Annotated in this window: 20 protein-coding genes and 1 pseudogene; 8 read left to right on the top strand and 13 right to left on the bottom strand. The window is 54.9% G+C overall.

Annotated features, from left to right (window positions below; genetic code table 11):
* Positions 1-5: 5 nt before the first annotated feature.
* From treY to lipA, 3 genes are all read left to right on the top strand, one after another.
* Positions 6-2,480 carry a malto-oligosyltrehalose synthase gene (treY, locus tag WLO31_RS05515; protein WP_435930522.1) on the top strand — a complete coding sequence of 825 codons (2,475 nt, stop codon included), beginning with the start codon at positions 6-8 and terminating at the stop codon, positions 2,478-2,480.
* 63 nt (positions 2,481-2,543) lie between these two features.
* Positions 2,544-4,619, top strand: a complete 2,076-nt coding sequence (glgX, locus tag WLO31_RS05510) for a glycogen debranching protein GlgX (RefSeq protein ID WP_435929494.1) — start codon at positions 2,544-2,546, stop codon at positions 4,617-4,619.
* Between the two features lie 279 nt (positions 4,620-4,898).
* A complete protein-coding gene (gene lipA, locus WLO31_RS05505) occupies positions 4,899-5,864 on the top strand; it encodes a lipoyl synthase (protein ID WP_435929492.1) in 966 nt (321 codons plus the stop codon).
* A gap of 97 nt (positions 5,865-5,961) precedes the next feature.
* On the opposite strand, the gene tatE is transcribed toward lipA, so the two are convergent.
* Together tatE and WLO31_RS05495 are read right to left on the bottom strand one after the other, a co-directional pair.
* Complete coding sequence (gene tatE, locus WLO31_RS05500) at positions 5,962-6,165, bottom strand: twin-arginine translocase subunit TatE (protein ID WP_435929491.1); 204 nt, start codon at positions 6,163-6,165, stop codon at positions 5,962-5,964.
* Between the two features lie 128 nt (positions 6,166-6,293).
* Complete coding sequence (locus WLO31_RS05495) at positions 6,294-7,082, bottom strand: deaminated glutathione amidase (RefSeq protein ID WP_435929490.1); 789 nt, start codon at positions 7,080-7,082, stop codon at positions 6,294-6,296.
* Positions 7,083-7,187: 105 nt separating this feature from the next.
* Here WLO31_RS05495 and crcB point away from each other — a divergent pair, with 105 nt between their 5' ends.
* Positions 7,188-7,571: a fluoride efflux transporter CrcB gene (gene crcB / locus WLO31_RS05490; RefSeq protein ID WP_435929489.1), complete on the top strand. Its 384-nt coding sequence runs from the start codon at positions 7,188-7,190 to the stop codon at positions 7,569-7,571.
* A 212-nt stretch (positions 7,572-7,783) separates the two neighbouring features.
* On the opposite strand, the gene cspE is transcribed toward crcB, so the two are convergent.
* The 3 genes from cspE to WLO31_RS05475 all read right to left on the bottom strand — a co-directional run bounded on the left by cspE (position 7,784) and on the right by WLO31_RS05475 (position 9,701).
* Positions 7,784-7,993, bottom strand: a complete 210-nt coding sequence (gene cspE, locus WLO31_RS05485) for a transcription antiterminator/RNA stability regulator CspE (RefSeq protein ID WP_012542460.1) — start codon at positions 7,991-7,993, stop codon at positions 7,784-7,786.
* Positions 7,994-8,186: 193 nt separating this feature from the next.
* The gene (gene pagP, locus WLO31_RS05480; RefSeq protein WP_435929488.1) at positions 8,187-8,753 is read right to left on the bottom strand and encodes a lipid IV(A) palmitoyltransferase PagP; all 567 of its coding nucleotides are present in this window, start codon (positions 8,751-8,753) and stop codon (positions 8,187-8,189) included.
* Between the two features lie 798 nt (positions 8,754-9,551).
* Positions 9,552-9,701: a hypothetical protein gene (locus WLO31_RS05475; RefSeq protein WP_435929487.1), complete on the bottom strand. Its 150-nt coding sequence runs from the start codon at positions 9,699-9,701 to the stop codon at positions 9,552-9,554.
* A gap of 374 nt (positions 9,702-10,075) precedes the next feature.
* Between WLO31_RS05475 and dcuC the strand changes: the two genes are divergently transcribed.
* Both dcuC and rna read left to right on the top strand, forming a co-directional pair.
* Positions 10,076-11,452: an anaerobic C4-dicarboxylate transporter DcuC gene (gene dcuC / locus WLO31_RS05470; protein ID WP_435929486.1), complete on the top strand. Its 1,377-nt coding sequence runs from the start codon at positions 10,076-10,078 to the stop codon at positions 11,450-11,452.
* A 91-nt stretch (positions 11,453-11,543) separates the two neighbouring features.
* On the top strand, positions 11,544-12,341 hold the full coding sequence (gene rna / locus WLO31_RS05465; protein ID WP_435929484.1) for a ribonuclease I: 798 nt from the start codon (positions 11,544-11,546) through the stop codon (positions 12,339-12,341).
* Here the strand turns inward: rna and WLO31_RS05460 are convergent, their stop codons facing one another.
* From WLO31_RS05460 to WLO31_RS05430, 7 genes are all read right to left on the bottom strand, one after another.
* Positions 12,342-12,473: a hypothetical protein gene (locus tag WLO31_RS05460; RefSeq protein ID WP_435929483.1), complete on the bottom strand. Its 132-nt coding sequence runs from the start codon at positions 12,471-12,473 to the stop codon at positions 12,342-12,344.
* Between the two features lie 135 nt (positions 12,474-12,608).
* A complete protein-coding gene (locus WLO31_RS05455; RefSeq protein WP_435929481.1) occupies positions 12,609-14,255 on the bottom strand; it encodes a glycoside hydrolase family 13 protein in 1,647 nt (548 codons plus the stop codon).
* Positions 14,256-14,257: 2 nt separating this feature from the next.
* Complete coding sequence (locus WLO31_RS05450; protein ID WP_435930520.1) at positions 14,258-15,841, bottom strand: glycoside hydrolase family 13 protein; 1,584 nt, start codon at positions 15,839-15,841, stop codon at positions 14,258-14,260.
* A 791-nt stretch (positions 15,842-16,632) separates the two neighbouring features.
* A complete protein-coding gene (locus WLO31_RS05445; protein WP_435929479.1) occupies positions 16,633-17,721 on the bottom strand; it encodes an ABC transporter ATP-binding protein in 1,089 nt (362 codons plus the stop codon).
* Positions 17,722-17,723: 2 nt separating this feature from the next.
* A complete protein-coding gene (locus tag WLO31_RS05440) occupies positions 17,724-18,569 on the bottom strand; it encodes a carbohydrate ABC transporter permease (RefSeq protein WP_435929478.1) in 846 nt (281 codons plus the stop codon).
* Positions 18,569-19,486, bottom strand: coding sequence for a carbohydrate ABC transporter permease (locus WLO31_RS05435; RefSeq protein ID WP_435929477.1), 918 nt, complete (start codon positions 19,484-19,486; stop codon positions 18,569-18,571). The genes WLO31_RS05440 and WLO31_RS05435 overlap by 1 nt, the downstream gene beginning before the upstream one ends.
* Positions 19,487-20,752, bottom strand: a complete 1,266-nt coding sequence (locus WLO31_RS05430; RefSeq protein ID WP_435929476.1) for an ABC transporter substrate-binding protein — start codon at positions 20,750-20,752, stop codon at positions 19,487-19,489.
* A 268-nt stretch (positions 20,753-21,020) separates the two neighbouring features.
* On the opposite strand from WLO31_RS05430, the gene WLO31_RS05425 reads away from it, so the two are divergent.
* The gene (locus tag WLO31_RS05425; protein ID WP_435929474.1) at positions 21,021-21,182 is read left to right on the top strand and encodes a hypothetical protein; all 162 of its coding nucleotides are present in this window, start codon (positions 21,021-21,023) and stop codon (positions 21,180-21,182) included.
* Positions 21,183-21,270: 88 nt separating this feature from the next.
* Here WLO31_RS05425 and WLO31_RS05420 read toward each other — a convergent pair.
* Positions 21,271-21,507, bottom strand: a pseudogene (locus WLO31_RS05420) (alpha/beta fold hydrolase); the annotation flags it as partial.
* 209 nt (positions 21,508-21,716) lie between these two features.
* On the opposite strand from WLO31_RS05420, the gene WLO31_RS05415 reads away from it, so the two are divergent.
* Positions 21,717-23,093 (top strand): GntP family permease, encoded by a 1,377-nt coding sequence (locus tag WLO31_RS05415; RefSeq protein ID WP_435929473.1) that lies wholly within the window; start codon positions 21,717-21,719, stop codon positions 23,091-23,093.
* Positions 23,094-23,153 lie beyond the last annotated feature (60 nt).

Here is a 23,153-nt window from a genome sequence, read left to right as displayed (position 1 = left end):
ACGGCATGACCTTCGACCACGCCGCGGACCTTGTTCCCTATCTGAAGCGGCTTGGCATCAGCCATCTCTATGCCTCGCCGATCTTTACCGCCACAGCCGGTTCCACCCACGGCTATGACGTGACCGACTTCAATGAAATAGAGCCTGCTATCGGCGGCCGCGAAGGCTTCGATCGCATGGTAACGGCGCTGAAGGAAGCCGGGCTCGGTCTGATCCTCGATATCGTGCCGAACCATATGGCCGCCTCGCTGGAAAATGCATGGTGGCGTGACGTTATTGAGAATGGCGCCAACAGCCGCTACGCCCGCCATTTCGATATCGACTGGTCGCGTCGCCTGACCCTGCCCTTCCTCGGCGACGCTTTCGGGAAGGTGCTGGAAAATGGCGAGATTACTATAAAGCCCGATCCGCAAACCGGCAGGCCCGCTTTCGCCTATTTTGAGAGCTTCTACCCGCTGGCGCCCGATACCTGGCAAGGCCGCGAGGCCGAACTTCTGCAGCTTACCGACAAGGCGGAGATCGCCGCCCTGCACGAGCGCCAGCCCTGGCGATTAATCTCCTGGCGGGATGCGCCGCGCGATCTTTCCTACCGCCGCTTTTTCGAGATAACCGGGCTTGCGGGCGTGCGGGTTGAGGAGCAGAACGTCTTTGACGATGCGCACAGGCTGATCCTCGAGCTGGTCCATTCCGGCGCGGTCGACGGGCTGCGGGTGGATCACGTGGACGGGCTGGCCGATCCGCAGGCCTACCTTGAGCGCCTCCGCCAGCAGGCCGGGCCGGCGTGCTATATCACGGTTGAAAAAATCCTTGGCAGGGGCGAACAGCTTCCGGCGGCGTGGCCGGTTTCCGGCACCACCGGTTATGAATTTATCGAATCGCTCTCCGATGTGCTGGTGGATGGCGACAGGATCCGCGTCCTGCGCACGGCCTGGCATGAGGTTATGGGCAAACAGATAAATATGGCAGCCGAGCTGCGGGCGGCCAAGCTGCTGATGGTGACCAGGAACTTCGAAGGCGAGTTCACCAGGCTGCTGACGCTTGCTATGGCTATCGCCGGCAGCGAAAAGGTGACGCTGGAGGAAGACGCTATTCTGCCAGCCCTGCGCGAACTGCTGATCGCCTTTCCGGTCTACCGCACCTACGGCACGGCGCAAGGATTACCGGCGGAAAGCTATGACATGCTGCAAAGGGTAGCCGAAAGTGTGAGAACCAGCGCGCATGCTCCTGCGCCCGAGGCGCTCGATTTTCTTACCCGTATCCTCGCAGGCGAAGTTTCCGCAGAGGCTGCCGACGAGGCCGCCATCTTCCGTACGCGCTTCCAGCAGCTAACGGGTCCGCTGATGGCGAAATCGGTAGAGGATACGCTCTTCTTCCGGCAGAACATGGAGCTGGCCCTGAACGAGGTGGGCGCCGAACCGATACCCCGCGCCTTCTCGCTTGACCGCTTCCACGCGGAGATGAAAACGCGGCTCGAAAGGCAGCCGGATGCGCTTTCAGGCACCTCGACACATGATACTAAACGCGGCGAGGATGCCCGCGCGCGGCTCTATACGCTTACCGAAGCGCCGGAGCGCTGGACCGAATGCGTTGCCCGCTGGCGCCAGATGAACCAGGACAAAGTCATAAGGCTCGAGGATGGTACAGCGCCGAAACCGTCCGTCGAATGGATGCTCTATCAGGCGCTGGCTGGCGTCTGGCCGCCCAGGCTACGCCCGGAAGATGCGGCGGGACTGCAGGCGCTTGAAGAGAGGTTTCTTGCTTTTGTGGAAAAAGCGCTGCGGGAGGCGAAGCTGCGCACCGACTGGGGCGACAGCAACGACGCCTATGAAAAAGCGGTACTCGACTATGCCCGCCACCTGCTCTCACCGGAAAACCAAGCCTTCCTGCAGGATTTTTCCGACGCGCTGCAGCCCTTTATCCGCGCCGGCCTGGTCAACAGCCTCACCCAGACGGTCATCAAGCTGACGGCGCCGGGCGTACCGGATATCTATCAGGGAAGCGAGGCGCTTAATTTCAGCCTGGTCGATCCTGATAACCGCCGTGCACCCGATTTCGCCGCGCTCGCACGGATGCTTGATGAAGATAAAAAGTTGGCCTTTAACACCGAAGAGGATCGGAGCGGCCAGCTTAAGCAGCACCTTGTCGCCAGGCTCCTGCATTTGCGCCAGCAGAAGCCGACGCTGTTTCGCAGAGGCGACTATCTGCCGCTTACCGCTACGGGCAAGCAGGCAGAGAATCTCATCGCCTTCGCCCGCGCGGAAAGCGACGATGCGCTGATTATTATCGCGCCGCGCCTCGTCTTCAGCGCGCTGCTGGAAAACCAGTCGATGTCGCCTGCACAGGCGGAAATCGCCCTGCCCGATAAGCTTGCTCACCGCCGCTACCGCAACATACTCAGCGGAGAAACGCTCTCCCTGAGCGACCGTATCGACCCAGAAATTGTCGATTGTTTTATGGCTACCGTGCTCGTAAGTCTATGACGACAATGACATAAAAAATCTTAACTTGCTGTTATGCATGAAAAATTCAATGAGGAAGAATAAATGACAAACGGTAAAGCTTTTGAAATCACAGCGGGCTCAAGCCATCTGCTCGGCGCCAATTTCGATGGCGAGGGCGTCAATTTCGCTATCTTCTCGGCGCACGCGGAGCGCGTTGAACTTTGTCTTTACGATCCGAGCGGCAAGGTCGAAATCGCAAAACTGACGCTGCCGGAGTATACCCACGAGATCTGGCATGGCTATGTGCCGGGCCTGAAACCCGGTGCGCTCTATGGCTTTCGCGTCCACGGCCCTTACGATCCCCAACAGGGCCACCGCTTTAATCCCAACAAGCTCCTCATCGATCCCTATGCGCGCGAGCTGGTTGGCGATATTGAGTGGAATGAAGCGCATTTTGCCTACGATCTGCTGCATCAGGAGAAGGACCTTACTTTCGATACACGCGACAGCGCGCCATTTATGCCGAAGTGCCGGGTTATCGATCCTGATGAGTTCAACTGGCAGGACAATAACCGCCCGGAGATTCCGTGGCCAAAAGTGGTGCTCTACGAAACCCATGTAAAAGGGTTTACGCAGCTCAACTCCGCTATACCCGGGCAGCTGCGCGGCACGTTTGAAGGCATGGGCCACAAAGCCACCGTCGACTATATCAAAAGCCTCGGCATCACCTCGGTTGAGCTGTTGCCGGTCCACTGGTTCCCGGACGACCAGCATCTGCTCGATAAGGGGCTGAAGAATTTCTGGGGTTATAACTCGCTCGGCTTCTTCGCGCCCGCCTCACGCTATTACGGGCCGAAGGGCATCCAGGGCTTTCGCGATATGGTGCGCTCGTTTCACGATGCCGGTATTGAGGTGATTCTTGACGTGGTTTACAACCACACGGCGGAAGGCAACGAACTTGGCCCGACGCTGTCGTTAAAGGGCATCGACAACTTTTCCTATTACCGCACCCTGACCGACAGGCACCGCTATTACATCAACGACACCGGCACGGGCAACACCGTAAATACTTCGCATCCGCGGGTGCTACAGATGATAATGGATTCGCTGCGTTACTGGGCGGAATCGATGCATATCGACGGTTTCCGCTTCGATCTCGGCACTATCCTTGGCCGCGAGCCGGGAGGTTTTAACGAGCGCGGCGGCTTTTTCGACGCCATAATCCAGGACCCGGTGCTCTCCCGGCTGAAGCTGATTGGCGAACCCTGGGATATCGGCCCGGGCGGCTATCAGGTCGGCGGCTTCCCGCCAGGCTGGGCCGAGTGGAACGACAAATATCGCGACACGGTGCGGGAATACTGGCGGGGCGATAATGTACCGACCGATTTTGCCGCCCGCCTGCTCGGCTCCGGCGATCTCTACGATCAGCGCGGGCGTCGCCCCTGGGCGAGCGTCAACTTTGTCACCGCTCATGATGGCTTTACGCTCAACGACCTGGTTTCGTATAACGATAAGCACAACGAGGCGAACGGCGAGGAGAATAAGGACGGTCACAACGACAACCGTTCTTACAACTACGGCGCCGAAGGCCCGACCGACGATGAGGGCATTAACGCGGTGCGTGATCGCCAGAAGCGCAATTTCCTCGCCACGATGATTTTTTCCCACGGCACGCCGATGCTGCTGGCCGGCGACGAGTTCGGCCGCAGCCAGATGGGCAACAATAACGGTTACTGTCAGGACAGCGAGATCTCATGGATCCACTGGGATAATCTGCCGGAAAGCAGCGAGGCGCTACGCGAATTTACCCGCCAGCTGCTTAAGCTGCGGGCCGCGCAACCCCTGCTACGCCGCGAGAACTGGCGCGACGGCATGGTTATCAAGTGGTTCAACGCAGGCGGCGGCCCGCAGCAGCCGGAACACTGGGACGAGGGCTCAACGCTCGGTGTTTATATCGGCCGCCCGGATCTTCAGGAACAGGAAGGTATCTGGCACGACGTGCTGATGCTGTTCAACCCTTTCGAAGGCAACGTGCCGTTCCGTATCCCGCAGTTCGGTGAGGGCGGCTGGGTGCTTGAAGTCACCACCTCCGATACCGCAAAGCGCGGCCTCGTCATCACCAGGGAAAAGGATTTCGAGCTTGAAGGCCGCAGCATCGCCCTGTTCAGGCGGCCATAAATATATAAAACCGGAACGGCCAGGCGGCAGGCTGGCCGTGCTCCGCTAGCGCAGCGCAGGGTTCTCCTGGCAGAAAGTCCTTTGCCAGCCGTTAACCTCTGAAGCACACAAAACAACAGTTCATTTACAATTCTTTCCCCATTTCCTGCGCGTGCTGGCTGATTTCTCCCCGCTACTGATGGTATACTGCGGCGCGAAATCAAAAATAGTTGATAAATAAAACACTAGCTTGAATTCAAACAGACCGACCTCGTTATCCGCAACTGGAACACGCACCATATGAGTAAACCCATTGTAATGGAACGCGGCGTCAAGTACCGCGACGCCGATAAAATGGCTCTGATCCCGGTTAAAAACGTGGTGACAGAGCGCCAGGAGCTGTTAAGAAAGCCTGAGTGGATGAAGATCAAACTTCCATCTGATTCTACCCGCATTCAGGGTATCAAAGCGGCGATGCGTAAAAACGGTCTGCATTCCGTGTGCGAAGAGGCCTCCTGCCCGAACCTGGCAGAGTGCTTTAACCACGGCACCGCAACCTTTATGATCCTTGGCGCAATCTGTACTCGCCGTTGCCCATTCTGTGATGTTGCCCATGGCCGCCCCGTTGCGCCGGATGCCAACGAACCCGTTAAGCTTGCGCAGACTATCGCTGATATGGCGCTGCGCTACGTGGTTATCACCTCCGTTGACCGTGATGATTTACGCGACGGTGGCGCGCAGCACTTCGCCGACTGCATTACCGCAATCCGCGAAAAAAACCCGACGATCAAAATCGAAACGCTGGTGCCGGACTTCCGTGGCCGTATGGATCGCGCTTTAGAGATCCTTACCGCAACGCCGCCGGACGTGTTCAACCATAACCTGGAAAACGTGCCGCGTATTTACCGCAAAGTACGTCCGGGTGCGGACTATAACTGGTCACTGAAGCTGCTGGAGCGCTTTAAAGAAGCGCATCCGGATATCCCGACAAAATCGGGTCTGATGGTTGGCCTGGGTGAAACCAACGAAGAAATCATCGAAGTGATGCGCGATTTACGCCGTCATGGCGTGACGATGTTGACGCTGGGGCAGTATCTGCAGCCAAGCCGTCATCACCTGCCGGTGCAGCGTTACGTGAGTCCGGATGAGTTCGAAGAGATGAAAGCCGAAGCCTTAGCTATGGGCTTTACCCACGCCGCCTGCGGCCCGTTTGTTCGCTCCTCATATCATGCAGACCTGCAGGCCAAAGGCATGGAAGTCAAATAGTAGCGTTACAAAAAGTTACATATAATCCACAGGATAATAAAAAACCGGCTCTCAGAAGCCGGTTTTTTTATCTTAATGACCGCAAATAATGCGGAAATCACTCTTTGTGCGAAATGCGTTCCGCCGGAACTTCTGTGCCGGAGGCGGGCTTAGCGCTGCTTTCGTCATCGTTCATGGCCTTTTTAAAGCCTTTGATAGCCGCGCCGAGATCGCCGCCTAACGTACGTAACTTTTTGGTACCAAATAACAATACAATCAGTACGCCAACTACCAGCAGCTTGGTGATGCTAATCTCTCCCATACCTACCTTCTTAAGTCATACCTGCCGTGGCTACGGCAAAAAATAATCCGGGCTAATTAACGAATATTTGCCCGCGCGACACAATAGCAATCTGTAACAAGGTGAATCAAGCCCTGTTTAAAAAAACATCAGCACAGACGAGGCGGCGCGAAACGGCGATTCTTCAGTACCGGCAGCATTGCACGTACGGATGCTACGCGCTCGCCTGCAAGCTCGGCATAAATCAGGGCAGGCGCTTCCGCCGCGCTGGCAATGATAACACCCAGCGGATCGATAACCTTACTCTGACCAATGTTTTTATTGCCACATTCGCCGGATGCTACCACATAACAGGTGGTATCGAGCGCACGCGCGGTCAATAATGTTGACCAGTGCAGCTCTTTATGCGGACCACACAGCCAGGCCGCCGGCAAAACAAGCACCTCGGCCCCCGCTAAAGCCAGACTCAGCGCCATTTCCGGAAAGCGCAGATCGTAACAGGTGAGCAATCCCACTTTCATCCCCGCCACGTCAATTAACGGCGCGAGCTGCCCGCCCGCATCGACTAACCGGGACTCCTGCACGTTAAACGCGTCATAGAGATGAATTTTCTGGTAGCGGCCGATAACTTCACCAGCCCGTAAAACCAGCAGGGTATTTGCCGCTCTGCCCACCGTGGTGCGAATATGCAGGGTAAAAATCGTGGTTAGCTTATTTTTACGGCTCTCTTCAAGAAGCATCTGGAGATACTCCCCCCTGTCTTCCTGAGCAGAATTGACCGATAAATCAGGATCTTTGTCGTCCCGCGCAAGGATAGCTTCCGGCAAAACCAGCAGATCGGCGCCCTGCAAAGCCGCCTGCGCCATTAACCCTACGCAGGTACGCGCGTTATCCTGCCAGACATTACCTACTGCAAACTGCCCCACCGCGACTTTCATTCCCGTTCCCCTGCCCGTCATAATTAATTTCAGTATATCGGGTGTAAAACAGATTGTGCGAGCGCTACACTCCTGACTTCTGAATTTTGAAAACAGGAAAACGTAGTGTTACAAATACTGGCAGCCGTATTTATCGGGGGCGGAACGGGCAGCGTGATACGCTGGTTTTTGAGTCTGAAACTCAATCCTGTTCACGCCGCGATCCCTACAGGCACATTAACAGCAAACCTTTTGGGCGCGTTTATTATCGGCCTGGGCTTAGCCCTGTTCAGCCGCCTCACCCATCTTGATCCCTTCTGGAAACTGCTTATCACCACCGGTTTTTGCGGCGGTCTGACAACGTTCTCCACTTTTTCAGCGGAAGTTGTCTTTTTGCTGCAGGAAGGACGCCTTGCCTGGGCCGCGCTGAACGTTCTGCTCAACCTGGCTGGCTCATTTATGATGACCGCGCTCGCATTCTGGCTGGTTTCCGTTGCGGCCAGCCACTAAAAGCTGACGCGTTAAGGTTGGCTTAATGATTGTCTGCCACGATCCCAAAAAATGACAAGGGGGCAAGGCAATGAAAGAGCAAGTCATGAGCTGGGGAACGGTGCTGCTGGGTGCGTTGGTTGTCGCATGCTTTTTGAAAATGTATCTGTTCGCCTGATCGACAGACGAAAAAAAACCCGCCTTGGCGGGTTTTTAAATTCTGCCGGTAGCGACTAGATAGCCATTACGTTTGCAGCAGAAGGGCCTTTGGCACCGTTAGTGATTTCAAACTCAACGCGCTGGCCTTCAGCCAGGGTTTTGAAACCATTGCTCTGGATTGCAGAGAAGTGTACGAACACATCTTTGCTGCCATCTTCCGGAGTAATGAAACCAAAGCCTTTGGACTCATTAAACCACTTAACGTTACCTTTAATCTTAGACATCAAAATTACCTTTACATGAAAAATAGACACAAATGCTGTGTCGCGCATCAGTACAACAATTGTGATGGGTTTTGTCCAGTACCGAAATGAGAAAAAGTGACAAAAGTCGCTAATTTTTTTATCAATTGTCGATTAACCCTTGTTTTTAAAAGGTTATAAAAAACAGGCGATTTTGCGCCGCCGCCCGCCCGGTTCAGAACTGAAAACGCATCCAGGCAAAGTAGACGTTGCCGTTGTTATAAGTCCCGGGAATATAAGTCATCTGGAAGGTTGCCGGACCATAGCCCACTGAGGCTAAAGGCAAAATAACCGGGACGGGAATATACTTCCAGTTATCACGCGCGGTGGCGCCAACGGTATAGCCTAACCCCAGATGAAAATGCTCATCCGCTAACGGACGCCAGGTTTTCTCCCAACCGTAACCGCCAATGGGCTCCCATTTATTGTAAGAATCCTTAAAAGCCATCAGGTAGATGCCGTGCCAGTTGCCTTTATCATCCCAGCGGGACTGACCCACGCCTCCGCCCCACGGGCGTTCGTTATAACGATCGGTTTTCTCTTTATCATAGGCAAAACGGGCATGCCAGGTAATGGCCGGAACATAGAGATCGTAATGCTCAGGATTGCGCCAGGTCTCTGAAACGTTTGCAGAAAAGGTATCCCAGGTTTTGCTGAAAAAGCCCTGCTCTGCCGCAAAAGTGACGGGAGTAACAACCAGGAAAGTAATAAATAAAATAAAAGCCAATAAATTATTGTTCAAATTCACAACGCCATACCACATTAAGTTTCAATCTAAAGCCTACTAAATTTTAATTTAATAGAATCTAAATGGGATGGTAGGTTTTTCTTAAAATCACCGCCATAGTGTAAATATATTTCAGCGCGCTAGCTGCTTAACAAATATCGCGCATTAAAGTCAATTCCCCTTAACATTTTATTTATGGCAGAGAGTTGGGAAATATCTTACTTTTCTTTTTTAAATAATACCTGCAGCGCCGGAATCGCCAGCGTGGAGAGCAAAGGTGCGACGAGCGTTCCGCCAGGGACAGACGCCGCATGATTCTCGACCCGACGGCGTCGTCTCACATAACCGGCATGCTAGTCGCTACCGACTTGATTTTTGGCCGCACGCGCAGCACCGCATCTTCGTGAATTACGCGCATCAGCATCTCGTTTCCGCCATCAGGATCGGACGCCTTATGTTTAGCGAAAGCATGATTTTAATAAAGCGCCATAATAGCGCCAGATTCAGCCGCCGATCCGGCTAAAGCAATAAAACCAACGGCACCGGCCACGGATAAATTATATCCCCAAAAGAGAGCATCCGGCCACGCCTGTTAATAAAAAACTTAAATCCCCCGTAATTAATACTGCACAGCTAACCCGGGAAAATGTCATATAAAACAGTATGAAAACGATCGGCAACGTAAAAGTTAAAACGCTTTTTAATTTCTCGACTGCGCGTTTGGGATATTCTAATTATTCCGACCATGATAAGGACGCGGCCTTGCGGTAATATCACCTGTTCAGATAAAACTTTCTGCATCTCTTTCACTGGCTACTTCAGGTCGCGTCCGCGCAGGTCAACGTCAATCCAGATAGACTGGCGCGCATTTTCGCTTTTCGGCACTGGCGGGCCGTCGATAATCGTAATATCGGCCAGTTCAGAGAGCGCACTCTGGCTGCCGTTTGCCGTTTCACCCGGCATACCAGGCGGAAGTGGAACAAAAACAGCGTACAAATAAAGGTTTTTTAGCCTGCTTTACGTTCAGGGTTTTAATTAACAAACCGGCAATATAAATTTAATTATATGACTACCAAACCGCCTCTTATCGCGTTATTTACGGCAAATAACCATAACGATAAGCAATAAGTAAATGTCATAATTGCAAAGTTGCCAGCAAAAGCGTTACGAGCGCTGAACCGAGTGTCTGAAAGTTGATGCTTATCAGAAAACCGCGTTAATCGCTCAGGCACATTTTTACCGCTTTGCAGAATACGGCAAAAGCGACTATTGGTTATTTTTCAGGCATTCGGTTGCGTGCGGCCCGGCTAACCGCGGCTGGCGCAACGGGGGACATTATGCTTACTTTTCTGGAATTACTTATTGGGGTTGTGGTGATCGTTGGCGTAGCTCGCTACATCATCAAGGGCTACTCCGCCACCGGCGTGCTCTTCGTCGGCGGCTTGCTATTACTGATCGTCAGCGCCTTAATGGGTCATCAGGTATTGCCTGACAGCGCTGAAAGCACCGGCTATAACGCAACCGATATTGTCGAATACGTAAAAATCCTGCTGATGAGTCGCGGGGGCGATCTCGGCATGATGATTATGATGCTATGCGGATTTGCTGCTTATATGACCCATATTGGCGCCAACGATATGGTGGTAAAGCTCGCCTCAAAACCGCTAAAATTTATTAATTCGCCCTATATTCTGATGATCGCCGCCTATTTCGTGGCGTGCCTGATGTCGCTGGCGGTTTCTTCCGCAACCGGCCTCGGCGTGCTGTTAATGGCAACGCTGTTCCCGGTGATGGTCAACGTGGGCATCAGCCGCGGCGCGGCAGCGGCAATATGCGCCTCGCCGGCGGCGATTATTCTTTCCCCGACTTCCGGCGATGTGGTGCTGGCCGCCAAAGCCGCTGAAATGTCGCTGGTGGATTTTGCCTTTAAAACGACCGTGCCGATTTCCGTCGCCGCCATTATTGCGATGGCGATCGCCCACTTCTTCTGGCAGCGCTACCTGGATAAAAAAGAGCACATCAGCCATGAAGTGCTCGACATCAGCGAAATCCAGACCACCTCGCCGTCGTTCTACGCCATTCTTCCCTTCACCCCCATCATCGGCGTGCTGATCTTTGACGGCAAATGGGGCCCGCAGCTGCATATTATTACCATTCTGGTTATCTGCATTCTGCTGGCGGCGCTGATCGAGTTTTTCCGCAGCTTCAATACGCAAAGCGTCTTTTCGGGGCTTGAAGTGTGCTATCGCGGCATGGCAGACGCCTTTGCTAACGTGGTGATACTGCTGGTTGCAGCGGGCGTCTTCGCGCAGGGGCTGAGCACCATCGGCTTTATCCAGAGCCTGATCTCGATTGCCACGTCGTTTGGTTCCGCAAGCATCATTCTGATGCTGGTGCTGGTGATTCTGACCATGCTGGCGGCGATGACCACCGGTTCCGGTAACGCGCCTTTCTATGCTTTCGTTGAGATGATCCCAAAGCTTGCCCACTCCTCGGGCATCAACCCGGCATACCTCGCCATCCCGATGCTGCAGGCCTCTAACCTGGGCCGCACTATCTCCCCGGTTTCCGGCGTTGTGGTCGCCGTCGCGGGAATGGCGAAAATCTCCCCGTTCGAAGTGGTTAAACGCACATCGGTGCCGATTGGCGTAGGTCTGTTAGTGGTGATTATCGCCACTGAAATACTGGTGCCTTCGGCAGCGCTGGTTCCCTGATCCCGCCCCGCTGAATAAGCGCCTCTGTGAGGCGCTTTTTTTATGGTTTAATAAGCCACTTCTGGAAATTATCACCTGACGGAACCTCATTATGTGGCGAAACGCGCTTGTCCTGAGCATCACCCTTGCAGCTATCCAGCTTGCCCACGCCGGGCCTCTGCAACCGAAACAGTACGGCGATTTTGACACCTATGTGCTGGCGCTCTCCTGGCAGACAGGTTTTTGTCAGAACATGCATGAGCGTAACCGGAAAGAGCCCGGCGAATGCAAGCTCCAGCGGGAACAGGCGGACAAGCGGGCATTCCTTACGGTACACGGCCTGTGGCCCGGCCTGCCGAAATCAGTTTCCTCACGCGGCGTGGATAACAAACGCTGGATGCGCTACGGCTGCGCCACACGTCCGGTTCCGAATATGGCGGAGGCCCGCAGCGCGCAAAAATGCAGCGCTCCGGCTGCGGAATTATCAGCCGATATGGCAGCAAAGCTTTCTGGCGTGATGCCGGGCGCGGGCGGCCAGTCATGCCTGGAACGCTACGAGTTTACAAAGCACGGGGCTTGTTTCGGCTTTGACCCGAACGCCTACTTTGGCGCTATGGTGCGCCTTAACGCGCAGGCCAGACAAAGCCCCTTCGGCGAGTTCCTGGCACAAAACTATGGCAAAGTTGTCACGCGAAAAGCGTTCAATAAAGCGCTGGATAAAAGCTGGGGAAGCGATGCGGTGAAGGCGGTAAAGCTGACCTGTAACGGCAATCCGGCGTATCTGACGGAAATGCAGGTATCGCTTAAGGCGAACAAAATTAACGACGCGCTAAGCGGCGCCTCCTTCGCCACGCAAAAAAATCCAGGCAGCTGCCCTAAGCAGTTCCGCCTGGATGCAGTGGGTTACTGATTATTCCGCAACGCGTGCCTCGCCTGCGGCTGGCTTACGGTTCTCTTCCGGCGTCAGATCGCAGTGCTTTGGCAGCGTTAAGGTTAGCAATGCGGCAATTACCAGCGAGCCTGCCTGTGCGCATACCGCCACGTTTGCCCATAGAGATAAATCATCATCCCTACCGACCAGGGTTCGTTTACCCGCCCTGGAAAGGGCGTTGCACCGGGTGAGTAAGCGCTATCTGCCGTAAAATGGTTATGAATGTCCCGCCTTCCATTCTGTTGCTTAAATCCTGTAAACCCGGGTCTCCCAGGCGTGCAGCCTGTAATCCTCATCCACCCGCGGATAATTCCCCAGTACGCAATGCATCCCCTGAAGCGACAGCTCCATATCCGACCAGCTGGCGGCCTTCGAAGACATATTGCACAGTACCAGGAATCTGTCATCTGCTAGCTCGCGACGATAGGCGTAAATCTGTTCGTGCTGCGGCAGTTCCAGCGCGTAGCGCCCGTAAATCAGCGTTTGTTCCTGCCGGCGCAGCTGGATCAGCGCGCGATAGAAGTTCAGCACCGAATTCGGGTCCTGCTGCTGGCTGGCGACGTTTATCATCTCGTAGTTGGCATTGACCGGGAACCACGGCTCGCCGTCGCTAAATCCGGCGTTGGGCCAGTTATTCCACTGCATCGGCGTACGGGAGTTATCGCGCCCTGTATTGGTCAGAAATGCGACGATCTCCTCTTCGCTTCTGCCCTGCCCGGCTAATTCCCGCCACATATTTTTCGCAGATACATCGTCAAAATCTTCCACCCCGCCAAAGCGGGTATTGGTCATGCCGATTTCCTGGCCCTGATAGATAAACGGCGTGCCCTGCATCAGGAAATAAAGCGCGGCGATGCAGGTGGCGCTTTCCCGCCAGTGGTGCTCGGTATCGCCCCAGCGCGACGTGATGCGCGTCAGATCGTGATTTTCGACATAGAGCGCGTTCCAGCCTTTTCCTTCCAGCGCCTCCTGCCAGGCGGTAAAGATTTTCTTCAGCACGGCAGGCTCCGGCCGTAGCCCTTCTTCCGGTTCCCACAGGCGCACATGTTCAAACTGGAATACCATGCTCAGTCTGTTGCGGTGCTCGCCAACCCACTCCTCGGCGCGATCCGCATACAGGCCGTTCATCTCACCGACGGTGACGATATCGTAATGTTTGAGCACGTTGCGGCTCATATCGTCCACGTAGTCCAGCAGCCCATCGTAATTCAGATGGCTTTTCATCGACGGCGCATAGCGTAGCTTGTCCGGGTTAGCGACATCGGCAAGCAGCGGCTCTTTTTTCAGATGGGCGATAGCGTCGATGCGGAAGCCGTCGATGCCTTTATCCAGCCACCAGCGCATCATGTCGTACACCGCTGCGCGCATGTCGTGATTTTCCCAGTTAAGATCGGGCTGACGGCGGGTGAACAGATGCAGGAAATACTGTTCGGTCTGGGGATCGAACTCCCAGGCCGAACCTTTGAAAATCCCTTCCCAGTTGTTAGGCTCCGCCCCGTTTTTGCCATCGCGCCAGATGTACCAGTCGCGCTTTGGATTATCGCGTGAGGAGCGGGATTCAAGGAACCACGGATGTTCGTCGGAGGTGTGGTTCACCACCAGATCGATAATCAGCCGCATGCCGCGCTCATGAGCGCCTGCCAGCAAGCGGTCAAAATCCTCCATGGTGCCGAACTCATCCATGATGGCCTGATAGTCGCTGATATCGTAGCCGTTATCATCGTTAGGCGATTTGTACATCGGGCAGATCCAGAGCAGATCGATGCCGAGATCCTGCAGGTAATCGAGCTTCTCGGTGACGCCGTTCAGATCGCCGATGCCGTCGCCGTTACTGTCTTTAAAACTGCGCGGATAAATCTGGTAGGCTACCGCCTCCTTCCACCAGTTCGCCATCGTTACCTCCCGATAAGTAATGCAAATGATTCATAAGGTTGTAGCTCAAGGCTTACCGCCAGCTGGTCGCGCGGCGCGTAGTTGCTGATAAGACATTCGCCGTGCCAGGCCTGCATTTCCTGCGGAATATCAAGCGTGAGATGCTCGCGGGTAAAGTTGTTCACCACCAGCAGCTGCTCTTCACCAAGCGTTCTTAACCAGGCGAATACCTGCGGATGTTCTTTCAGTATGGGCCTGAAATCGCCGTAGACCAGAATCGGATACTGCTTACGCAGCGCCACCAGCTTCTGGTAATGCCAGAGAATAGAATCCGGCTCGGCCAGGGCTGCGGCGACGTTGATTTCACGATAGTTGGGGTTGACCGCAATCCACGGCGTACCGGTGGTGAATCCGGCGTTCGGGCTGTCGTCCCACTGCATTGGCGTGCGCGCATTGTCCCGCCCGTTGGCGTGTATCCCGGTCATCATCTCATCGTGACTGAAGCCGTCCGTCAGCCGCTCTTTGTAGAGGTTAAGGCTTTCGATATCGCGATACTCGTCGATTGTGGCGTAGCGCACGTTGGTCATGCCGATTTCTTCGCCCTGATAGATATAAGGCGTGCCTTTCAGGCAGTGCAGCGCGGTGCCCAGCATTTTGGCGGAAGCTTCGCGGAACTCGCCTTCATCGCCAAACTTCGACACGGCGCGGGGCAGATCGTGGTTGCTCCAGAACAGCGAGTTCCAGCCGCGGTCGGCAAGCGCCGTTTGCCACTTTTCAATCACCGCTTTAAAATTCGCCAGCACAAACGGTTTGCTGCGCCATTTGCCCGCCTGCTCGTCCCAGAACTGTTTGATATGGTCGAACTGGAAAACCATCGACAGCTCTTCGCGATCGCTTGCGCTGTAAAGCAGCGCATCCTGCGGCGAGGCGCTCCAGGCTTCGCCGACCGTCACATAGTCACCTTTACCGAATGTGGCGCGGTTCATCTGGCGGATAAGCATGTGCAGATTTTTACCGTTCGCCATAATCTGCTTATCCACCTCTTTTCCGATCAGGTCGATAACGTCCATGCGGAAGCCGCCGATCCCTTTGTCCAGCCAGCGGTTCATCATGGCGTGGACTTCTTCATGCACGCGGGGATTGTCCCAGTTGAGATCCGGCTGCCGTTTAGAAAACTGGTGCAGATAATACTCGCCGCTGGCCTCGTCATACGCCCAGCCGCTGCCGCCGAAATAGGAACGGAAATTGTTCGGCGGGCCGCCGTCGGCCGCCGGTTTGCGCCAGATGTAGAAGTCGCGATAAGGGCTATCCGGGGATTTCAGCGCTTCGATAAACCAGGGATGTTCATCGGAGGTATGGTTGACGACGAGATCCATCAGGATATGGATATCACGCTGTTTCGCCTGGCGGATCAGCGCTTCCATCTCCGCCATGGTGCCGAACTCGGCGGCAATGTCTTCGTAGTCGGAGATGTCGTAACCGTTATCGTCCATCGGCGAGCGGTAGACCGGCGAAAGCCAGATTAAATTAATGCCGAGCTGCTGAAGGTAGTCGAGTTTGCTGATGATACCGGCAAGGTCGCCGATGCCGTCGCCGTTGCTGTCCATAAAACTGCGCGGATATATCTGGTACACCACCGCGTTATGCCACCATTTTTTTTCCACCTCTTCCCTCCTTTTTGTCGGGTGGCGCTGTGCTTACCCGACCTACGTCTGAGTGCATTTACAGGATGGATAAGCGCAGCGCCATCCATGATTTATATCCGGTGACGATGCGTTTACCCGACCGGCTTCTGAATGCATTCGTAGGGTGGATAAGCGCAGCGCCATCCACCATTTATATCCGGTGGCGATGCGTTTACCCGTCCGGCTTCTGAGTGCATTCGTAGGGTGGATAAGCGCAGCGCCATCCACCATTTATATCCGGTGGCGATGCGTTTACCCGACCGGCTTCTGAGTGCATTCGTAGGGTGGATAAGCGCAGCGCCATCCACCATTTATATCCGGTGGCGATGCGTTTACCCGACCGGCTTCTGAATGCATTCGTAGGGTGGATAAGCGCAGCGCCATCCACCATTCATACTCTTTTCTATTTTTGTCGGGTGGCGCTGCGCTTACCCGACCTACGTCTGAATGTATTCGTAGGGTGGATAAGCACAGCGCCATCCACCATTTATATTCTTTTCTATTTTTTGTCGGGTGGCGCTGCGCTTACCCGACCTACGTCTGAATGCATTTGTAGGGTGGATAAGCACAGCGCCATCCACCATTTATATTCTTTTCTATTTTTTGTCGGGTGGCGCTGCGCTTACCCGACCTACGTCTGAATGCATTTGTAGGGGGGATAAGCGCAGCGCCATCCACCATTTATATTCGGTAACGCAGCGCCATCCACCATTTTAAAAGCGCATAAAAGCCTTCCCTTCGCTGTCAAACAGGTAGCAGTTCTCCGGCGGTAAACGCAGGCCGATACGCTGGTCGGGTTTGATTTCGAGTCTTTCAGTATGGCGCATCACTAACGGTTCGCTACCGTAACCGCTATTGACGTAGAGCAGCGTTTCGTTGCCCATATGCTCCACAAACAGCACCTCCCCCTCGACGTCCGCCTGGGCAAGCTCGGTAAGCTGAATATGTTCAGGGCGGATCCCCAGCCGCACGCTTTGCGCTTCTCCCGGGCTTGCTATCGGCAAAATAATTTGCTGGCGGTTCTCAAGCATCACCTCGCTGCGCTGCTCGCCACCGTAAGTCAGCACGCCCGGAATCAAATTCATTTTTGGCGAACCGATAAACTGCGCGACAAACTCGTTCGCCGGGCGATCGTAAAGATCGAGCGGCGTACCCACCTGTTCGATTTGTCCCTGGTTGAGGACCACTATGCGGTCGGCAAGCGTCATCGCTTCGACCTGATCGTGGGTGACGTAGAGAATGGTGGCGTTGATGCGCTTGTGCAGCGCGGCGATTTCCATACGCATCTGCACGCGTAAAGAGGCGTCCAGGTTCGACAGCGGTTCGTCGAACAAAAACAGGCTTGGTTCCCGCACGATCGCCCGGCCAATCGCCACGCGCTGCCGCTGGCCGCCGGAAAGATCTTTAGGTCGCCTGTCGAGTAAATGCTCCAGCTGCAAAATGCGCGCGCTTTCACGCACTTTTTCGTCGATCTGCTTGCCCGGCAGCTTCGCCATTTCCAGCGCGAACGCCATGTTCTGATACACCGTCATGTGCGGATAGAGCGCATAAGACTGGAACACCATGCCGATGCCGCGCTCGGACGGGGAATCGTCGTTAACCCGCGTGCCGTCAATGCGCATCTCACCGCCGCTGATCTCCTCAAGCCCCGCCACCATGCGTAACAGCGTGGACTTGCCGCAGCCGGATGGCCCCACCACCACCACAAACTCCCCGCTGTTCACTTCAAGATCGAGGGGTTTAATCACTTCTGACGAGGTGCCGTAGCGTTTCTGGATTTTATCGAGTACGAGTTGCGCCATAGTTATCCCTTAATCGCTCCACTGGTCAGCCCGCTGACAATACGTTTCTGGAAGATGAGCACCAGCACGATTATCGGCAGCGTCACCACCACCGAGGCCGCCATAATGCTGCCCCAGGGGAGTTCAAACGTGGAGGCGCCGCTGAACATGCTTATCGCCACCGGCACGGTGCGTTTCTCCCCGGAAATAATGAACGTCAGCGCGAACATGAATTCATTCCACGCGCCGATAAACGCCAGCAGCCCGGTCGTGACCAGCGCGGGCGCAAGGATCGGCGCGAAGACTCGCCGGATGATGGTCCAGGTTTTCGCCCCGTCGACAATCGCCGCCTCTTCCAGCTCCACGGGAATCGACTTCATAAACGTCGTTAACACCCAGACGGTAAAGGGCAGCGAAAAGGTGGTGTAGGAGAGAATGAGCGCGCCGAGTGAATTATAAAGCCCCAGGAAACGCACCAGCTCAAACATGCCGGTCAGCACCGCCACCTGTGGAAACATCGAGACGCAAAGAATGGTGAACAACAAAAACTTACGGCCGCGAAACTGCACGCGCGCCAGGGCAAATGAAGCCGTGATGGAAACCAGCAGGCAGATGCCAACGGTAATAGTCGCCACCAGCACGGAGTTCATCAGGCTGCGCGCGATGCCGTTATCCACCAGCGCCACCACGTAGTTGTGCCAGTGGTAGCCGCTGGGTAAATAGGCCGGTAAAAACAGCTCCTGGCCGGTGCGTAACGACGTCACAATCGCGTAGTAAAACGGGAATACGCAGAACAACACGGCGAAAGTCGCCCCGGCATATATCACAAAATTTTGCGCGAATTTGCGCTGCCGACGAGTGGTTTTCATTACCGCTTCTCCTTCTCGTTTAAACGTGAGACGCGGATAAAGCAGGCGGCAATGCCCGCCACCATTATAAACACCAGCACCGACGCCGCGGAGCCCACGCCCATGTCCTGATAGGAGACGATCTGCTCGCGCGCGTAGCCGGAGACGGACATCGTAGCCTCGCTGTTAGAGGTCAGCACAAATATCAGATCGAAGATGCGCATGGCGTCCATCACGCGGAAGATCAGCGCCACGATCATCGCGGGCATGATCAGCGGCAGCGTGATGCGCCTGAAGCGCTGCCACGCGCTGGCGCCGTCCACCCGGGCCGCCTCGTAAAGATCGTTGGGAATAAGCTGCAGCGCCGCCAGCAGCATCAGCGCCATAAAGGGCGTGGTCTTCCAGACATCGGCGATGACCACCGCCCACATGGAAAGCGACGGTTCAGCAATCCACGCCAGATGCGCCTGATAGCCAAAGATCTTCGCCAGCAGATCGTTCACCACGCCGTACTGATCGTGGAACATCCAGCCCCACATTTTGGCGCTCACAATGGTCGGGATGGCCCACGGCACCAGAATGGCGGTGCGCACCAGCCCCTGGCCGCGAAACTTCTGATTCATCAGCAGCGCCAGCAGCATGCCGAACAGCAATTCAAGACCAACCGACATCACGGTAAACCACAGCGTATTGCCTACCGCCTGCCACCAGAGCGGATCGACCAGCACCCCGCTGCTGTCGCCGGCGTTGCTGGCGTAGTAGTTCGCCAGCCCCACCATTTCATACTCGGACGGGTTATCGAGCATCGCATTGGTGAAGCTGAAGAAGAAGGTACGCACCAGCGGCCAGCCGGCCGCCAGTGCAAGCAACACAAGCGCGGGAGCCACCAGTATCCACGCGATACGACGGCGGCGCTGTTGATAGCCTGAATGAGCCAATTAATGCCAGTCCTTGCCTTTCACGCGTTCCAGGCGTTTTTGCAGATCCGCCACGGCAGCTTTCCCGTCAGTGCCGCCGTTAAGTACTTTGAACGTGACGTTGAAGATGGCGTTAGAGACGCGCGGATACTGGCTTTTGGTCGCCGTTGCCGGGCGTGGCACCGCGTTGGCGAAGATCTCTTTAAACATCGTCAGATGCGGCGCGGTTTCCAGAACGCTCTTGTCTTCATAGAGCGCGGAACGTGTCGGAGAAAAACCAAGATATTTCAGCTGCATTTTCTGCGACTCTGCATCGGTCAGGATCTTCAGCAAGGCGATAGCCGCCTCTTTGTTTCTGGTGTTGGCGTTAACGGACCACTGCCAGCCGCCCAGCGCATTGGCAGATTTGCCGTCCGGCCCGGCCGGGAGCGGCGCCACGCCAACTTTACCTTTCAGCGGGCTGTCTTCGCCCTGCGAGAGCAGATAAGCGTAAGGCCAGTTGCGCATAAACAGCGCGTCGCCGTTCTGGAACACGGCGCGGGACTCTTCCTCTTTATAGCCAAGCGCCCCCTTCGGCGTAATTTTACCGATCCAGCCTGCGACCATATCCAGCGCCGCTGCGGCCTTAGGATTGTTGATGGTCACGTTCCCTTTTTCATCGATAAAGGTGCCGCCGCCGTAAGAGTTAATCCACTCCAGCGCGTTACAGGTCAGCCCTTCATACGATTTGCCCTGGAAGATCATCCCCCAGAAGTTTTTATGGCCGGCCTTGCGCTCTTCCGCCTGTATTTTGGTAGCGATACGCGTCAGATCTGCCCAGGTTTTCGGCGGCTGCTCTTTGTATTTTTCCAGCAGATCTTTGCGGTAGTAGAGCACGCCGGTGTCCAGATAAGCCGGGATCGCTTTCACTTTACCGTTCACCGTGTCGTTCGCCCACGGGCCGGGGAAGAAGTCGTCTTTCATGTCGGCAACCGCATCGGTTAAATCGAGCGTCTGCCTGTCGAGCAGCCCTACCCAGATGGTGTCGGACTGGAACAGATCCACCGCTTTTTCATCTTTGGCAGCGAACAGCTGCTGCAGCAGCGCCAGTTTTTCATCCGAGGCCGCCGGGAATTCGATAAATTCCAGCTTGTTGCTGGTTTGCTTTTCGAAACGGTCTTTGACGTAGTTGCAGTATTCCTTACCGCCGGGGGAAATCGGGCATTCCATGCGCAGGGTATCGGCAAGCGCGGCGTTGGTGATGCCCGCAAGCGCTAAGGTAATAAGACTTAACGTCAGCTTTTTCATTTTGTCCTCTTTTGTCAGACGTAACCGGAGGTGGCGTAAAAATAGCCATGACATCCAGAACGTTAGTTAACGATCTGACCAAGCGGCAAGATTGCAGCCTAAACTTTGTGCAAAATCTGGAGCTACTGCACGGATATAGCTTTTTTATTACGTTTTTAGCCGACACGCGCTATGCAGCAGAATAAATACGGAAGAGTAAAAACGATCGCTTCACTATTACTTCAGGGTTTGTGGGATTAGGCTTGTCGTATCAAATACGGAGGTCACTGTGAACACAACCAGACGCTATCTGCTCCAGCTTAAAGCCCAGTTTGAACGGGAAGGAAAAAAACGAAAACTGCTGGGATTGATCTGGCTTTCTCCCCGGCAGCGTTATGAGATTTTGCAGGAAATAATGATGCCGGAAAGCGGCAAAACGGATAAGCGATAGCTTTACTTCGCGTAAACTTTAACACCAGTCGCTTATCCTTCCTGCGTAAAACGGCAGGATGAATAAGCAAGGCATCATCCGGTAGTTTTTAGCTTTTCAAAAAGGCCAGCAAATCAGCATTCACCCGGTATTTTTCCGTGGTGCAAATCCCGTGGAAACCGCCCTCTTAGACCTTAAACTGCGAGTCAGACAGCCGCTGAGCCGTGGCTTTAGCGCAGGTTTCAAACGGTACAATCTGGCCCTCATCGCCGTGGATCATCAGCGTCGGGATAGCCATTTTCTCTAAATCTTCACGTAGATCGGTCTCAGAAGCGGACTGGCCGCAAGGCAGGTTTATTTATGAGGAGCAATCTGCTGGATCTCATTTTACGGTGTTTATTTTGATAGTTTGACCTTGCTCGCAGAATGTTAACAAATATTACCGCCCCCGTTCCCGAACAGGCAATGTTACCGATATCATGTTACCGGTATCAGAAACGTAGTGAATTATGCTTAACAGCTTTTCACCTGAAATTCGGCCCGAGGATAATTATTATGACCGAAATAACTGCTCATTACGGTGCGGGAACCCTGCTAGGGATTGCAGCCTGCGCGGTGGTGCTCCTGCTTGTTCTTATCATGCGTTTTAAAGTGCACGCTTTCCTGGCGTTAACCTTTGTAAGTATCGCCACCGCGCTAGTGACCGGTGTGCCGTTTGATAAAGTGGTCCCGACGCTGCTGACCGGTTTTGGCGGCACACTGGCAGGCGTTGCGCTGCTGGTAGGTCTGGGCGCAATGATTGGTCGTTTACTGGAAATTTCCGGCGGTGCGAAAGTGCTGGCGGATACGCTTATCGGTAAATTTGGCGCGCACCGTGCGCCGTTCGCGCTGGGGGTGGCTTCGCTACTGTTCGGTTTCCCCATCTTCTTTGACGCCGGCCTGGTTGTTATGCTGCCGATTATTTTCAGCGTGGCAAAACAGTTTGGCGGCTCGACCCTGAAGTATGCCTTCCCGGCAGCCGGTGCGTTTGCCGTTATGCATGCTCTTGTGCCGCCGCATCCGGGCCCGGTTGCCGCCAGCGAACTGCTGGGCGCAAACATCGGCCTGCTGGTAATCACCGGCCTGGTTATCGCGATCCCGACCTGGTATCTGGGCGCCTATCTGTACGGCCAGTACGCGGGTAAGAAGTTTGATATCAAACTGCCTTCTTCATTCCTGGGCAGCCTTGAAGCCGACGTTAACCATCAGCCGCCGTCGTTCGGCATGGTGCTTTCCATTCTGCTCATGCCGCTGGTGTTAATCTTCCTTGATACCGGCCTGAATACCGCGACCGTGCTGGGTTGGGTAAGCGCCGATAATACGCTGGTGAATTTCCTGCGTATGCTGGGTAAAACGCCAATCGCGCTGCTGATCACCGTATTCTTTGCCCTGCTGGTCTTTAGCCGCAACCATACCCGTCAGCACCTGGAAAAGGTATGCGACGGCGCGCTTGGCCCAATCTGCGGCATTATCCTGGTGACGGGCGCAGGCGGTATGTTCGGTGGCGTTCTGCGCGCAAGCGGCATTGGCGATGCGCTGGCTGGCGTGCTCTCCCATACCGGTATGCCGGTTATCGTTGCAGCTTTTGTTATCTCTACCGCCCTGCGTGTAGCACAAGGTTCCGCAACGGTTGCTCTGACAACGACCGCAGCGCTGGTTTCACCGATGGTTGCCGCAACGGCTGGCCTGAGCCAGTTCGACCTGTGCTTTATCGTCATCGCGATTGCCGGTGGCGCTACCGTGCTGTCACACGTTAACGACTCCGGCTTCTGGCTGGTTGGCCGTTTCCTTGAGATGGACGAGAAGACCACGCTGAAAACCTGGACCGTGATGGAAACCCTGATCGGCACCATCGCCTTCCTGTTTGCGCTGATAGGCAGTATCATTCTGTAATCAGCTGAGGATACGTGTTTGTGACTCAGGTCACTTTTAACCAGCGGTTAAGCTCAGTAT

The organism is Dryocola sharpae (assembly GCF_051307055.1).
Taxonomy (GTDB): Bacteria; Pseudomonadota; Gammaproteobacteria; order Enterobacterales; family Enterobacteriaceae; genus Dryocola.
This window is presented reverse-complemented; position numbering and strand designations above follow the sequence as displayed.

Excerpts from the sequence above, each read along its gene's own strand:
- treY (WP_435930522.1), top strand. The coding sequence starts at position 6 with ATGACCTTCGACCACGCCGCGGACCTTGTTCCCTATCTGAAGCGGCTT.
- glgX (WP_435929494.1), top strand. The coding sequence starts at position 2,544 with ATGACAAACGGTAAAGCTTTTGAAATCACAGCGGGCTCAAGCCATCTG.
- lipA (WP_435929492.1), top strand. The coding sequence starts at position 4,899 with ATGAGTAAACCCATTGTAATGGAACGCGGCGTCAAGTACCGCGACGCC.
- tatE (WP_435929491.1), bottom strand. The coding sequence starts at position 6,165 with ATGGGAGAGATTAGCATCACCAAGCTGCTGGTAGTTGGCGTACTGATT.
- WLO31_RS05495 (WP_435929490.1), bottom strand. The coding sequence starts at position 7,082 with ATGAAAGTCGCGGTGGGGCAGTTTGCAGTAGGTAATGTCTGGCAGGAT.
- cspE (WP_012542460.1), bottom strand. The coding sequence starts at position 7,993 with ATGTCTAAGATTAAAGGTAACGTTAAGTGGTTTAATGAGTCCAAAGGC.
- WLO31_RS05475 (WP_435929487.1), bottom strand. The coding sequence starts at position 9,701 with ATGCCGGGTGAAACGGCAAACGGCAGCCAGAGTGCGCTCTCTGAACTG.
- dcuC (WP_435929486.1), top strand. The coding sequence starts at position 10,076 with ATGCTTACTTTTCTGGAATTACTTATTGGGGTTGTGGTGATCGTTGGC.
- rna (WP_435929484.1), top strand. The coding sequence starts at position 11,544 with ATGTGGCGAAACGCGCTTGTCCTGAGCATCACCCTTGCAGCTATCCAG.
- WLO31_RS05455 (WP_435929481.1), bottom strand. The coding sequence starts at position 14,255 with ATGGCGAACTGGTGGAAGGAGGCGGTAGCCTACCAGATTTATCCGCGC.
- WLO31_RS05450 (WP_435930520.1), bottom strand. The coding sequence starts at position 15,841 with ATGGACAGCAACGGCGACGGCATCGGCGACCTTGCCGGTATCATCAGC.
- WLO31_RS05445 (WP_435929479.1), bottom strand. The coding sequence starts at position 17,721 with ATGGCGCAACTCGTACTCGATAAAATCCAGAAACGCTACGGCACCTCG.
- WLO31_RS05440 (WP_435929478.1), bottom strand. The coding sequence starts at position 18,569 with ATGAAAACCACTCGTCGGCAGCGCAAATTCGCGCAAAATTTTGTGATA.
- WLO31_RS05430 (WP_435929476.1), bottom strand. The coding sequence starts at position 20,752 with ATGAAAAAGCTGACGTTAAGTCTTATTACCTTAGCGCTTGCGGGCATC.
- WLO31_RS05415 (WP_435929473.1), top strand. The coding sequence starts at position 21,717 with ATGACCGAAATAACTGCTCATTACGGTGCGGGAACCCTGCTAGGGATT.